The sequence below is a fragment of the Streptomyces sp. NPDC058335 genome (genome assembly GCF_042723915.1).
Taxonomy (GTDB): domain Bacteria; phylum Actinomycetota; class Actinomycetes; order Streptomycetales; family Streptomycetaceae; genus Streptomyces.
On sequence record NZ_JBHXHX010000010.1, the window covers coordinates 75088 to 87490 of the forward strand.

Below are 12403 nucleotides of genomic sequence, written 5' to 3' on the forward strand. Positions count from 1 at the left end.
GCAGCACACAGAGGTTCAGAGGAACACCGCGATCGGGTTCAGTGTCAGTTCGCCGCGTTCGCGGTTCCAGGTCGGGACCTTGCCGAGGCAGCGGGCCTGGAACTCCCCGGTGAAGTACTCGGCGTTCTGGAAGCCCTCGCGGACCCCGGCCGCCTCGCAGGTGATCCGTACCTGCGCGGCGGGCTCCCCGGTGCCGTACCGGGCGCGCAGCTCGATGTCGCCGTTCTCCGTGCGGCGGGCGGTGAACAGGCCGGTGACCGAGACGAACGCCGAGCCGACGCCGACCGCGGTCAGCGGCACGCTGCGGTCGCCGCCCCGGTCGGCGAGGGTGTCGGCGAGGGCGCGGTTCGGTGTGACGACGCCGGTGGTGAGGTCGGCCTGCACGACGACGTCCTCCTTGCGCATGGTGTCCATCAGCAGCCGGATCACGGTGATGGGCGTGCTCTGCTGGAGGTAGGCGGTGACGCGTTCCCTGGCGATCTCCCGGCGGGCCCCGGCCATGCCGCCGGACAGCCGGGCGAAGAGTCCGACGCCCGCGTTGACGTTGGTGCGGTCGGCGACCTCCGCCTCCAGCGCGGCAGAGAAGCCGCCCTGCTGGTAGAGGTCCATGACCCGCTGTTCGTGCAGGAAGAAGGCCATGCCGTGCACGATGCGCCCGCCGCGCCGACGGCGCCGGAGCAGGCCCAGCCGGGCCAGCGCGTGCCGGGCCAGTACGGCGAGGGCGGCCGCCGTCACCGCCCAGACGACCAGCCACGGCCACCACAGGCTCCACCACTGACTGTCAATGACACCCACGGATCTCCTTGAACGCGTCGGTGAGCGAGGAGAGACCGGCGTCGACCATGCGGCCGCCGGTCGCCGCGGCGGCCCGCTTCAGGGCGGCGGCGTCGGCCTCTCCGAACTGGACGGTGAAGGTGGGCACCGCGTCGGCGGCGGAGCCCAGCCGGCCGTGCCGGCGCAGGAACTCGGCGTACGACAGGCCCGTGTTGTTCTCGCCGTCCGTCATCAGCACGATGGCGACCGGCCGTTCGGGGGCGGCGCGTACGGCGTCGGCGGCGATGCGGTAGCCGCGGTCGAGGGCCGACCAGACGGCGGTGGCGTCGTCGAAGCCACCGTCCGCGACGATCCGGTCGAGGGTCTTCAGATCGGCGTCGGAGCGCACGGTGACCGTGCGTTCCTGGAGCACGCTCCCGCCGAAGCGGACGACGGTGAGGCGTTCGCCGCGGTAGAAGCGGGCGAACTTGCCGGTGGAGGTCCGGTCGGCGCCGCTGAGGCCGGCGAAGGCCGCGCGCAGGGCGGCGATCCGCTCGCCGCGCATCGAGGTGGAGAAGTCCAGCAGGAACACCACCTGGTCGCCGGTGGCGTGCACCGGGTCGCCGTAGTCGTCGACGAGTTGCCGCACGATGGACAGCCGGTCGGGGAAGGACAGGGCGTTGCCGACGGAGGTGCGCAGTTCGCGGGAGGGCTCGACGTCCTGGTTGACGGGCCGCCGGTGGGTGCGCCGCATCAGCTCGCGCTGGGTGTCGGCGCTGAGCAGCCAGTCGACGACCTTGCCGTACGCCTCGCGTTCGCCGGGGTCGAGGAGGAGCAGCGGGAAGTCGGAGAGGACCATGCCGTCGTCGGGGTGGACGATCTCCAGGGGCTCGCGCAGTCTGCCGCTCGCGTTGAGGGAGAGCAGTTCGGCCTCGTGGGCGATCAGCGCGTCGGCGGCCTCCGGGCGTTTGGCGTAGGTGTCCGTCAGTTCGCGTGAGCCGGGGGCGGTGAGGGTCTGGCCGGAGCGGAAGCCGCGCAGCCGGTCGCAGGAGACGTCCTCCTCGCGCAGTGCGCCGCCGGTGCCGGCGGCGGCGGTGGCGACGCCGACGAGCGCGGCCCGCCCGGTGTCGCTGCGCCGGGGGTCGGCCATGCCGAAGCGTACGGTTCCGTCGGCGGCGGCGTCGGCGAGGTCGGCCCAGGAGACGCGGCCGCCGGGGGCGCGTTCGCGCAGGTCGCGGGCGGCGTCGGGGGTGAGACCCACGACGACGGGTGAGCGCATGATCGAGGTGGACTCGGGGCGGGCGAGGCCGTCGGCGGAGTCCTGGAGGCGCAGCAGGAAGGAGCGGTCGGAGGCGAGCCAGGCCAGGTCGTGGGCGGACTTCTGTCCGGCGGCGGGCGGCTGGCCCGCCAGCTCCGCGGTCGCCGTGTACTCCAGCTTCAGCTCGACCCCGGTGTCCTCCTCCAGCTCTCCCAGCAACGGTTCCACGTCGGCCAGTTCCGGACTTGCCAGGACGCGCAGGGTGATGTGGTCGCCGCCGTCGGTGCAGGCGGAGCTGAGGGTGGCGAGGAGGGCGAGGACCAGGCCGGCGCCGAGGGCCGCCGTCGGCCGCCTCACGGGGTGTCCTGGACGGGCGGGGGGCAGGTGCCGACGTAGGTGATGATCCGCTCCAGGACGTCCAGGTCGGGTTCGTAGGACTTGGTCTGGTCGGGGTTGGCGGCGGGGACCTGGATGCCGTGGTCGCCGAGGTAGGCGTTGAGGCGTTCGCTGGTGCCGTCCTCGCCGGAGAAGCGGACGCGGAAGCCGAGTTCGATGGCCCGGTCGCGCAGTGCCTCGTCCTCCTGGATCAGCCGGACCAGGCGGTCGCCCCGGTCGGTGAGGGAGATGAGCTGGGGTTCGGTGAGGGCGTAGGGCGTGGGGTAGAGCAGGACGCGTTCGGTGTCCTGCTCGCCGTTCTTGCGGTGGTGGGCGATCTGGTGCGCCAGGTACTGGTGCTCGTAGATGAGGGAGATGGGGGCGATGCTCTCGCCGAGGTCGGAGAGGTAGCTGTCGGCCTGTTCGTCGGCCCACATGCCCTGGAGGCTGATCAGGGGCTTGATCTTCGCCGCCAGGTCGGTGACCGCGTCCTGGGCGAGCCGCGGGTCGTTGACGTTCTCGGTGCCGGGGGTGGTGTTCCGGTTGGCGACGAAGGCGAGGAGGCTGAGGTAGGTGCCGGCGGCGTTGGACTCGCAGACGTTGGAGGTGCGTACCAGGACCCGGCCGCTGTTGCTGCGGCCGCCGGTGTCGAAGCCGATGCCGTTCCAGGTGTCGGCGCCTTCGGGCCTGCCGTCGCCGTCCTGGTCGGCGGTGCCCCGGCCGCCGTCGGTGCCGTCGAGCAGACCCATGAACGCCGGCATCCTGAGGTCGTAGTAGAGGGTGGGGCCGCCGCCTGGGGTCCGCTGCGGAGTGGCCACACCCGCCTTCACCAGGGTGTCGGCGTAGGCGCGGAAGGTGCCGAGGACCAGCGGGGTGACGAAGGGGCGGACGGACCGGACGGAGTGGTCCTGCCGGTCGAGGATGATCTTGGCGGCGGGCTGCCCGGAGGGGAAGACGACGTCCGTGCCCGTCAGGGACTGGGTGGCGATGCCGCGGGAGCCGAGGCGGCGGATGTCGACGCGTATGCCGTGGCCGAGCAGCAGCCGCTGCACCTCGGGGTCCTTGAAGAAGTCCGATTTGGAGGCCATCCTCGCCTCCAGCGTGGTGACCCGTTCGAAGGGGCGCAGGGTGTTGCCCGAGATCAGCAGGGCGATCAGCCCGGCCAGCGCGATCGGCAGGGCGACGACGACATGCCGGGGCGCCCGACGGCGTCTGACCTGGCGGGTGGTGAGTCTCGGCTCCTCGATCGCTGCTCTTGCGGAGTGGGACAACGGCCCTCCTGCCACTCAAGGGGGCAGGATCATCGAGGATCCCCTCGAACAACGTCCCCCGGAAGGCTCAACTCCAAGCCAACACACGGGAAATGGAGAAGTCGTGAACCGGCCGTGTTTCATCCCGTCGCGGGCGGCAAGGCGGACTGCATGTCCCCTCGATATCGGAACGGTACGCATTCGGCCGGCACGGTCATCGCCGCTGTCGCCGACGTGATGGCCTTCATCCTGGGCCTGTGGATCGTCATGTATCTGCTCGACGCCAACCGGGGCAACGACTTCGTGCAGTTCGTGCACGAGGCGGCCCGCTGGCTGGCGGGCTGGTCGCACGACCTGTTCACGTTCGACGAGGCGTGGGCGAGGGTCGTGGCGGGCTACGGCCTGGCGGCGATCGTGTACCTGTTCGTCGGCCACGCGATCGCGAACCGGGTCCGCCACTGACCCCTCGAAGGTTTCTCCGGCGGCACTCTCAGTCGCAGCAGTCGGGATCCAGCCCCGTCGGCAGGCGGTCGCCGGAGAACACCGCGCAGGTGGCGTCGTGGCCGCCCAGCGCGGCGACCGCGAGCAGCAGCGACCCGGCGGTCCACGTCGTCAGCTCCTGCGGCCAGATCGCCGCGTCCTCGAAGACGTACCCCGTCCAGTACAGCCCCGACTCCGGGTCGCGCAGCAGCTGGATCCACTGGAGGATCTCCAGCGCCCGGTCGGACTCGCCGATCACCCAGAGCGCCAGGGCCAGTTCGGCCGACTCCCCGCCGGTCACCCATGGGTTGGGCACGACACAGCGCACGCCGAGCCCCGGCACGACGAACCGCTCCCACATCTCCTCGATGCGGGCCTTGGCCTCCGCGCCGGTGAGCGCGCCGCCCAGGATCGGGTAGTACCAGTCCATCGAGTAGCGGGCCTTGTCCAGGAACCGCTCCGGGTGCCGCCGGATGGCGTGCCGCAGCGCGCCCGCCGCCAACTCCCAGTCCGGCTGGGGTTCTTCGCGCTGCTCGGCGATGGCCAGGGCGCAGCGCAGCGCGTGGTGGATCGACGAGGAGCCGGTCAGCAGCGCGTCCGCGGTGGGCGTGCCGTCGTCGTCGCGGCGCCAGCCGATCTGCCCGCCGCTCTGCTGGAGCCGCAGCACGTACTCGACGGCCCCGTGGACGACCGGCCACATGCGGTCCAGGAAGGTGTCGTCGCCGGTGGACAGGTAGTGGTGCCAGACACCGACGGCGACGTAGGCGACGAAGTTCGTCTCGCGGCCGCGGTCGGTGACGTCGGCGAAGTCGCCGTCGGCGTAGGCCGCGTACCAGGAGCCGTCCTCGTGCTGGTGCCGGGCGAGCCACTCGTAGGCCCGCTCGGCGGCCTCGTGCTCGCCCGCCGCGTCGAGCGCCATCGCGGCCTCGGTGTGGTCCCACGGGTCGAGGTGGTGCCCGCGGAACCACGGGATCGCCCCGTCCTCGCGCTGTTCGGCGAGGATGCCGTGGACGGTCTCGACGGCCTGCTCGGCGGTGAGGACCCCGGCCAGGACGAGGTGTTCTGTCCGGGGAGTCGTCACTTGGCGTCCACTCGGGGCAGGTGGGGCTTGGTCGCGTACGCCACGAAGCTCTTGCCGATCAGCGGGTTCAGCGCCTGTTCGGCGACCCGGGTCGCGAGGGGCTTCTTCATGATGTCCCAGACCAGCAGCTTGTGGTACGCCCGCACCGGCAGCGCCTGGTCGTTGTCGACGCCGAACGCGCACTTCAGCCACCAGTACGGCGAGTGCAGCGCGTGGGCGTGGTGGCTGCCGTACGGCTTGAGGCCGGCCTCGCGGATCTTGCCGAGCAGTTCGTCCGCCCTGTAGATGCGGATGTGGCCGCCCTCGACCTCGTGGTAGGCGTCGGACAGGGTCCAGCAGACCTTCTCGGGGCCGTAGCGCGGGACGGTGATGGCGATGCGGCCGCCCGGCTTCAGGACCCGCACCATCTCCGCGAGGACGCCCTTGTCGTCGGGGATGTGCTCCATCACCTCGGAGATGATGACGACGTCGAAGGACTCGTCGGGGAAGGGCAGCGCGAGGGCGTCGCCCTCCATCGCGGTGGCGGTCGCGCCCTCGGGGGCCTCGCCCGCCTCCTTCATCGCGGCGAACCACTTGGCGACCTCGCGGATCTCCTCGCCGTTCTGGTCCAGCGCCACGACCTGGGCGCCGCGCCGGTAGCACTCGAAGGCGTGGCGTCCCGCTCCGCAGCCGAGGTCCAGGACACGGTCGCCCGGGGCGAGCGGGAACCGGGAGAAGTCGACGGTCAGCACGTGGCCCTGCTTTCGCGATCGGATTCGACGTCAACGTCTGGGACAGCATCGGGGTCTGGGACAGCAGCTGCGGAGGCGGCGGTACGGCCGCCCGGCCGCGCTGCGGGCGGGCGGGGGGCGCGTCGGTCTCCGGCCCGCTCGACGGCCTCGCGGTACCGCTCGACGGTGCCCTCGGCGGCGCGCGCCCAGGTGAACCGCTCCAGCACCCGCTCGCGTCCGGCTGCGCCCAGCCGGGCCCGCAGTCCGGGATCGGCGAGCAGCCGGCTCAGCGCGGTGGCCAGCGCTCCCGCATCGCCCGGCGGTACGGCCAGGCAGGTCTCGCCGTCGCGTCCGGCGACCTCCGGGGTGGCACCGCCGGTGGTGGCGACGAGCGGGGTGCCGGTCGCCATGGCCTCGGCGGCCGGCAGCGAGAAGCCCTCGTAGAGGGAGGGCACGCAGGCGACCTCCGCCGAGCGGACCAGGTCGACGAGTTCGGCGTCGGAGATGCCCTTGACGAACTCGATGGCGCCTTCGAGGCCGTAGCGCTCGACCGCGGCGGCGACGGGGCCCTCCTGGGGGCGCTTGCCGACGACGACGAGGTGGGCGTTCGGCTGCTCGGTACGGACCTTGGCCAGCGCCTCGACGAGGAAGACCAGGCCCTTGAGCGGCACGTCCGCGCTGGACGTCGTGACGATCCGGCCCGGTACGACGGGCACGGACGGGTCGGGCGCGAACAGGTCGGTGTCGGCGCCGATGTGGACGACGTGGATGCGGTCGTCGCGGACCCCGAGGTGGTCGACGATCTCCTGGCGGGAGGTGCCGGAGACGGTGAGCACGGACGGCAGGCGGCGGGCGACGCGCTTCTGCATGCGGGTGAAGGCGTACCAGCGGCGCACCGAGGCGCGCCGCTTCCAGCCCTCGGCGGCGTCCAGCTCCAACTGCCGGTCCACGGTGATGGGGTGGTGGATGGTGGTGACCAGCGGGGCGCCGACATCGCCCAGCAGGCCGTAGCCGAGGGTCTGGTTGTCGTGCACCACGTCGAACTCACCGCGCCGGGCCCGCAGATGGCGGCGGGCGCGCAGGGAGAAGGTCAGCGGCTCGGGAAAGCCACCGGTCCACATCGTCGCCACTTCGAGGGCGTCGATCCAGTCGCGGTACTCACCGCGGCCCGGGGTGCGGAAGGGGTCCGGCTGGCGGTAGAGGTCCAGACTGGCCAGCTCGGTGAGGGACAGCCGGCCGTCGTGGCCCTCGTCGAGGACCGGGTACGGCTGGGAGCCGATGACCTCGACGCGGTGGCCGAGGCGGGCCAGTTCGCGCGAGAGGTGGCGGACGTAGACACCCTGGCCACCGCAGAACGGGTTTCCCTTGTAGGTGAGGAGCGCGATGTCGAGCGGTCGCCCGCCGTCCGCGGCGAGGTCCTGGGACCCCGCCTGACTGGCCTCAGCGGTCACTCCGGGCCCCCTTCTGCCTGCACTGTCCCGCGAGACTACGACGGGACGCTAATCTAGAACAAGTTTCAGACTTGATCGTCCGGGAGGCTCTGAATCTACCGGCAGGTAAGGACGCTGTGAGCCGTGGATCAGGTGATTCACGCCACGACCCGGCGCCCCGTTTCCGCTGAGTGGTCCCGAGCCCTCACCGACCGTCACGGAACGGGACCCATGCCCGCGCACGCCAAGGGGGACAAGGTGGAAACCAGCATCCAGCGCCCCTCCGCCGCTCCCCTCACCGAGCGGCAGGAGGCCCGCCGCCGCCGCATCCTGCACGCGAGCGCGCGACTGGCGAGCCGGGGCGGGTTCGACGCGGTGCAGATGCGGGAGGTCGCCGAGTCCTCGCAGGTGGCCCTGGGCACGCTCTACCGCTACTTCCCGTCCAAGGTGCATCTGCTGGTCGCCACGATGCAGGACCAGCTGGAGCGCATGCACGGCACGCTGAGGAAGAAGCCCCCGGCGGGCGACACCCCGGCCGAACGCGTCGCGGAGACCCTGATGCGCGCCTTCCGGGCCCTCCAGCGCGAACCGCACCTGGCCGACGCGATGGTCCGCGCCCTCACCTTCGCCGACCGCAGCGTCTCCCCCGAGGTCGACCAGGTCTCCCGCCAGACCACCGCGATCATCCTCGACGCGATGGGTCTGGCGGACCCCACCCCGGAACAGCTCTCCGCGGTCCGCGTCATCGAACACACCTGGCACTCCGCCCTCATCACCTGGCTCTCGGGCCGGGCCTCCATCGCCCAGGTCCGCATCGACATCGAGACGGTGTGCCGGCTGATCGACGTGACGGAGCCGGGGGCGCGGGAGTAGCGCTCGCTCCCGGCCCTACTCCTCGGGCGGGAACACCGCCTCCCCGTTCGCCGCCAGAGTGATCACGATCGCCTCCACCGGGCAGCTCTCCGCCGCCTCCAGGACGCGTTCGTTGGCGTCCGTGTCGGGGGACCTCGGGTGGGACTGGCGGGCGGTGTCGAGGTGGAAGCGGTCGGGGGCGTGGTGGAGGCACTGGGCGGAGCCGATGCACAGGGAGCGGTCGACCTCGACGTGCCAGCGGTCTCCCGTCTCGGGTACGCCCATCCGCTCAGCCCTCCCAGCCGGCCGGCAGGTGGATCATCTTGTGCTCCAGGTACTCGCCGTACCCCTCGGGGCCGAACTCCCGGCCCAGGCCGCTGTTCTTGTAGCCGCCGAACGGGCCGAGCATGTCGAGGCTGAAGGTGTTCACGGAGTACGTGCCGGTGCGGACCTGGCGGGCCACCTCGATGCCGTGCCCGACGTCCGCGGTCCACACGCTGCCGCTCAGGCCGTAGTCGGAGTCGTTCGCGATCTTCAGGGCCTCGGCCTCGTCGCCGTAGGGGAGGAGGCAGATCACCGGGCCGAAGATCTCCTCGCGGGCGATCCGCATGGAGTTGTCGACGTCCCCGAAGAGGGTCGGCTCGACGTACCAGCCGCGGTCCAGGCCGGGCGGGCGGCCGCCGCCCGTGAGGATCTTCGCGCCCTCCTCCTGGCCGATGCGGATGTAGTCGAGGTTGCGCTGCTGCTGGCGCCTGGCGACCAGCGGGCCGACCTGGGTCGCCGGGTCCAGCGGGTCGCCGACGACCAGCGCGCCCGCCGCCGCCGCGAAGGCGTCCGCGAACTCGTCGTAGCGGGACCTCGGCAGCAGGATGCGGGTCTGGGCGACGCAGGCCTGGCCGTTGTTCATCCAGGCCGCCGGGACGATCCCGGCCACCGCCGTCTCCACGTCCGCGTCCGGCAGGACGACCGCCGCCGACTTGCCGCCCAACTCCAGGGTGACGCGGGTGAGATGACGGGCGGCGACCTCCATCACGCGCTTGCCGGCCGCCACCGATCCGGTGAAGGAGACCTTGTCCACGCCGGGATGCCCGACCAGGTACTCGCTGACCTCGCGGTCCGCCGGAAGGATCGACAGGACGCCCTCGGGCAGCCCCGCCTCCCGGGTTATCTCCGCCAACAGGTAGGCGTCCAGGGGTGATTCGGGCGACGGCTTGAGGACCACCGTGCAGCCGGTGAGCAGCGCGGGCGCGAGCTTGGCGGCGGCCACGAACTGCGGGACGTTCCAGGGGGCGACCGCGGCCACGACCCCGACCGGCTCGCGCCGAACCAGAATCTTCCCGAGGACGCCGTCGCGCCGCTCCTCGACGGGGAAGCCGCGCGCGACGGTGATCGCGGCGTCCCACACCATCATCGCGCCGAGGGCCTGCGCGAGGACGCTCCAGGAGTAGGGGGAGCCGTTCTCGGAGGAGATCACGCGGGCGATCTCCTCGTGCCGGGCGGCGATCCCGTCCTTGATGCGGGTGACGACCGCGATCCGCTCCGCCAGCGGCAGCCGGGGCCAGGGCCCCTCGTCGAAGGCCCGCCGCGCCGCCGCGACCGCCCGGTCCACATCGGCGGGCGAGGCGTGCGGGACGCGCCCGATGACCTCCTCGGTGTGCGGCGAGACGACCTCGATGACGTCCTTGCCCAGGGGGTCGGTCAACTCCCCGCCGATGAACAGCTGTCCGTGTTCCACTAGCTCGGCCATGGCGACTGCCTCCCGAGGGCACCGGCGTCTCTGAGTCTCTGACACCGTTTCTGACGGCGTTTCAGAAACTGATACCAGTTCTCGTTAAAGTAGTCCACGGACAAGACGAAAATACCCCTGACCAGCGGTTTCCCGATGATCAGGGGTGGGGCCGGAACCCGTGGGCCGTCAGGGGGCCGTCGGGGCCTGGTGGGCCGTGCGGTACATCGCGTCGACGGCGTTCCGCGTACGCGTCTCGCTGCTCGGCATGAGATGGGTGTAGGTGCGGAGCGTGAACCCGGCGTCGGCGTGACCGAGGTAGGCGCTCAGGGCCGGACGATGTCGCTCATGTGCTCGCGGCGGCCGAGATGGCGGGCCAGAGCCCGCCAGTTCTTCAGATGCGCGATGCCGTGCTCGACCCGGATGCGTCGCGAGGAGTGTGCTTTGCGCTGTCGCTCGTACATTTCCTCGTACGGCTAGCGCGGTCTCAGATAGCGTTCGCCCTGGCGCAGCGCGAGTGATGATCTTTGTGCTATCTTCGCGTCGCTGTGCACCACTGCACATTCAAGGAGGTGAGACCGATCAACGCTATGACACGTCGGGGCTCCCTCCTTCGCATGGCCTAGGGAGCGCCCGCACAAGGCATCCCGAAAGGCTTGAAACGCTCATGCGCTTCACTTCCCAGACGTCGTCGGACGGCGTCACCGAACAGTTCTTCACCCTTGATGAGATCCCCGGCGTGCTGTGGACGCCGGAAGGCGCCTGCGGCAATCGTCCGCTCATTCTGCTGGGCCACGGCGGACGGCAGCACAAGACAGCCCCCAACACCGCTTACCGCGCGCGCCGTTACGCCGCCGAGGGCTTCGCGGTCCTCGCCATCGACGCGCCCAACCACGGCGACCGGCCCCAGGACGAGGGGTTCGGCCGGATCGCGGCCCAGATGCGGGCCGGCATGACCGCCGGTGAGAATCCGGGCGCGCTGGTCGCCGGCATGCACAGCTATCTGGCCGGTCAGGCTGTCGCGGACTGGCAGGCGGTCCTGGCCGCGGTCCAGCGCCTCGACCAGGTCGGCGTCGGCCCGGTGGGTTACTGCGGCATGTCGATGGGCTGCGGGCTCGGCATCCCGCTCATCGCCGCAGAGCCCCGCATCCGCGCCGCGGTGCTGGGCTTGCTCGGCGTGCACGGACTGGCCGAGGACGCCGCGCGGATCACCGTGCCGGTGCAGTTCCTGCTCCAGTGGGACGACCACATGGTGCCGCGGGAACAGGGCCTGGCCTTGTTCGACGCCCTGGGCTCAGCCGAAAAGACGCTGCACGCCAATCCCGGCAAGCACGGGGACGTGCCGTCCTTCGAGGTGGACAGCTCGCTGCAGTTCTTCGCCCGGCATCTGAGCTGACACAAAGATCGAAGTGCTCGGCGTGCCGGCCAGAGATCGTTTCCGGCCGGCACGTTCGGGGCTGACGGACCAAGCATGCCGCCGATAAAGACCCCGCGCTGTCGTCAACAGGGCGAACGTTGCCTGTTACGGCACTAGCGTCGTGAACCATTGACGCTGGTGTCCAACTGACCGCGGCCCCAGGTCAATCTCTGATCGGCAGCGGCTCGTGACGGTGCCAAATCAGGTACCGGTCCTCGCGGCGCAACTCCGCGGAACCCCACTCGATGCGCATGACGCCCTTGTCCATGGAGCAGGCATAGACGACCAGTACGAGCTGCACGTCTTCGGGAAGCAGCTCCAGGTCCGGGTGCACCTCGGAGTCATCGAGTTCTCCCCAGTCCAGGTCGAACGCCGGCTGCCTGGGAGGCGGGCCATGCCGGCGGATCAGGTCCGCTCGAAAGCCTGTGGCCCGACGGAGACGTGCAGCCGTGACGGGCACGTCCTTCTTCGCGTAGCGGAGGGGGTAGATCAGGTGGCCGCGGACGAGCATCATCGTCCGTCCTTGGAGGCGCACAGCTTCCCCAAGTCCGGAGATGCCGGCGGCCAGTTCCTCGTATTGCACCGCGTAGAGGCCATGTCCGTAGGCTTCCAGCGTCTGAGTGTGGACGCCCTCGTGCCCGGTCCGGGCGCGATCATGAGCCCGGAGGAGGCAAGCCGGGATGATGTCCGCCAGTTCACCGGCTATGTCCCCGAAGGTCTCACGTGCCCATTGACTGGGTGAACCCACGACGTACCGCCCTTTCCTGGTGGTCCAGCAGAACAGCACCGAGCAGCATCCACTTAAACCGTGGTGCGTCCAGGCGGGTCACACAAGGTGGCACCAGCGCACAAGGGGAGCGCACGCCACTCGAGCAGCCTCACCGCACGTATCCCTCGCGCGGAGAAGTCGGCGTCTCCAGCAGGAGCAGCGCTGCGAGAGCTGGGCCGTCCCTGGGCCGTCCGCCAGTGACCAACGTCGACAAGCGACGACAGGCAGCGCCCACATCAGCGCAGGTCAGACCAACTCCCCACAGCATCAGTCGACTTGGGCACCCATTGAAACCAGTTCTC

At 70.8% G+C, this 12403-nt stretch carries 13 protein-coding genes; 3 read left to right on the forward strand and 10 right to left on the reverse strand.

The features are described from left to right. Positions 1-15: 15 nt before the first annotated feature. From ACFWJX_RS20990 to ACFWJX_RS21000, 3 genes are read right to left on the reverse strand one after another with little or no spacing between them, the layout of a single operon-like run. Positions 16-795 carry a hypothetical protein gene (locus ACFWJX_RS20990; RefSeq protein ID WP_383245201.1) on the reverse strand — a complete coding sequence of 260 codons (780 nt, stop codon included), beginning with the start codon at positions 793-795 and terminating at the stop codon, positions 16-18. Next, positions 782-2368 (reverse strand): substrate-binding domain-containing protein, encoded by a 1587-nt coding sequence (locus ACFWJX_RS20995; protein WP_383245204.1) that lies wholly within the window; start codon positions 2366-2368, stop codon positions 782-784. Before ACFWJX_RS20995 ends, ACFWJX_RS20990 begins: the two co-directional genes overlap by 14 nt. Next, a complete protein-coding gene (locus ACFWJX_RS21000; RefSeq protein ID WP_383245206.1) occupies positions 2365-3657 on the reverse strand; it encodes a hypothetical protein in 1293 nt (430 codons plus the stop codon). Before ACFWJX_RS21000 ends, ACFWJX_RS20995 begins: the two co-directional genes overlap by 4 nt. Before the next feature lie 150 nt (positions 3658-3807). Here ACFWJX_RS21000 and ACFWJX_RS21005 point away from each other — a divergent pair, with 150 nt between their 5' ends. Then, positions 3808-4098, forward strand: coding sequence for a hypothetical protein (locus tag ACFWJX_RS21005; protein ID WP_383245209.1), 291 nt, complete (start codon positions 3808-3810; stop codon positions 4096-4098). A 28-nt stretch (positions 4099-4126) separates the two neighbouring features. Here the strand turns inward: ACFWJX_RS21005 and ACFWJX_RS21010 are convergent, their stop codons facing one another. From ACFWJX_RS21010 to ACFWJX_RS21020, 3 genes are read right to left on the reverse strand one after another with little or no spacing between them, the layout of a single operon-like run. Then, positions 4127-5197 carry a prenyltransferase/squalene oxidase repeat-containing protein gene (locus tag ACFWJX_RS21010; protein WP_383245212.1) on the reverse strand — a complete coding sequence of 357 codons (1071 nt, stop codon included), beginning with the start codon at positions 5195-5197 and terminating at the stop codon, positions 4127-4129. Then, positions 5194-5928 (reverse strand): class I SAM-dependent methyltransferase, encoded by a 735-nt coding sequence (locus tag ACFWJX_RS21015; RefSeq protein WP_383245214.1) that lies wholly within the window; start codon positions 5926-5928, stop codon positions 5194-5196. Before ACFWJX_RS21015 ends, ACFWJX_RS21010 begins: the two co-directional genes overlap by 4 nt. Next, positions 5922-7358 carry a glycosyltransferase family 4 protein gene (locus tag ACFWJX_RS21020; protein ID WP_383245217.1) on the reverse strand — a complete coding sequence of 479 codons (1437 nt, stop codon included), beginning with the start codon at positions 7356-7358 and terminating at the stop codon, positions 5922-5924. The genes ACFWJX_RS21015 and ACFWJX_RS21020 overlap by 7 nt, the downstream gene beginning before the upstream one ends. A 210-nt stretch (positions 7359-7568) precedes the next feature. Here ACFWJX_RS21020 and ACFWJX_RS21025 point away from each other — a divergent pair, with 210 nt between their 5' ends. Next, positions 7569-8210 carry a TetR family transcriptional regulator gene (locus ACFWJX_RS21025; protein WP_383245220.1) on the forward strand — a complete coding sequence of 214 codons (642 nt, stop codon included), beginning with the start codon at positions 7569-7571 and terminating at the stop codon, positions 8208-8210. Positions 8211-8225: 15 nt separating this feature from the next. On the opposite strand, the gene ACFWJX_RS21030 is transcribed toward ACFWJX_RS21025, so the two are convergent. The 3 genes from ACFWJX_RS21030 to ACFWJX_RS21040 all read right to left on the reverse strand — a co-directional run bounded on the left by ACFWJX_RS21030 (position 8226) and on the right by ACFWJX_RS21040 (position 10379). Further along, positions 8226-8474, reverse strand: a complete 249-nt coding sequence (locus ACFWJX_RS21030; RefSeq protein ID WP_383245223.1) for a ferredoxin — start codon at positions 8472-8474, stop codon at positions 8226-8228. Between the two features lie 4 nt (positions 8475-8478). Next, entirely contained in the window at positions 8479-9936 is a 1458-nt protein-coding gene (locus ACFWJX_RS21035) for an aldehyde dehydrogenase (RefSeq protein WP_383245226.1), read from the reverse strand. A 305-nt stretch (positions 9937-10241) separates the two neighbouring features. After that, a complete protein-coding gene (locus ACFWJX_RS21040) occupies positions 10242-10379 on the reverse strand; it encodes a hypothetical protein (protein WP_383245229.1) in 138 nt (45 codons plus the stop codon). 203 nt (positions 10380-10582) lie between these two features. On the opposite strand from ACFWJX_RS21040, the gene ACFWJX_RS21045 reads away from it, so the two are divergent. Further along, entirely contained in the window at positions 10583-11311 is a 729-nt protein-coding gene (locus tag ACFWJX_RS21045; RefSeq protein ID WP_383245232.1) for a dienelactone hydrolase family protein, read from the forward strand. Between the two features lie 184 nt (positions 11312-11495). Here ACFWJX_RS21045 and ACFWJX_RS21050 read toward each other — a convergent pair whose 3' ends face one another. Next, positions 11496-12080 carry a hypothetical protein gene (locus ACFWJX_RS21050; protein WP_383245235.1) on the reverse strand — a complete coding sequence of 195 codons (585 nt, stop codon included), beginning with the start codon at positions 12078-12080 and terminating at the stop codon, positions 11496-11498. Positions 12081-12403 lie beyond the last annotated feature (323 nt).

What these genes read in the sequence shown, in the direction of transcription:
- ACFWJX_RS21005 (WP_383245209.1), top strand. Translation starts at nt 3,808, where the DNA reads ATGTCCCCTCGATATCGGAACGGTACGCATTCGGCCGGCACGGTCATC.
- ACFWJX_RS21025 (WP_383245220.1), top strand. Translation starts at nt 7,569, where the DNA reads ATGCCCGCGCACGCCAAGGGGGACAAGGTGGAAACCAGCATCCAGCGC.
- ACFWJX_RS21030 (WP_383245223.1), bottom strand. Translation starts at nt 8,474, where the DNA reads ATGGGCGTACCCGAGACGGGAGACCGCTGGCACGTCGAGGTCGACCGC.
- ACFWJX_RS21035 (WP_383245226.1), bottom strand. Translation starts at nt 9,936, where the DNA reads ATGGCCGAGCTAGTGGAACACGGACAGCTGTTCATCGGCGGGGAGTTG.
- ACFWJX_RS21040 (WP_383245229.1), bottom strand. Translation starts at nt 10,379, where the DNA reads ATGTACGAGCGACAGCGCAAAGCACACTCCTCGCGACGCATCCGGGTC.
- ACFWJX_RS21045 (WP_383245232.1), top strand. Translation starts at nt 10,583, where the DNA reads ATGCGCTTCACTTCCCAGACGTCGTCGGACGGCGTCACCGAACAGTTC.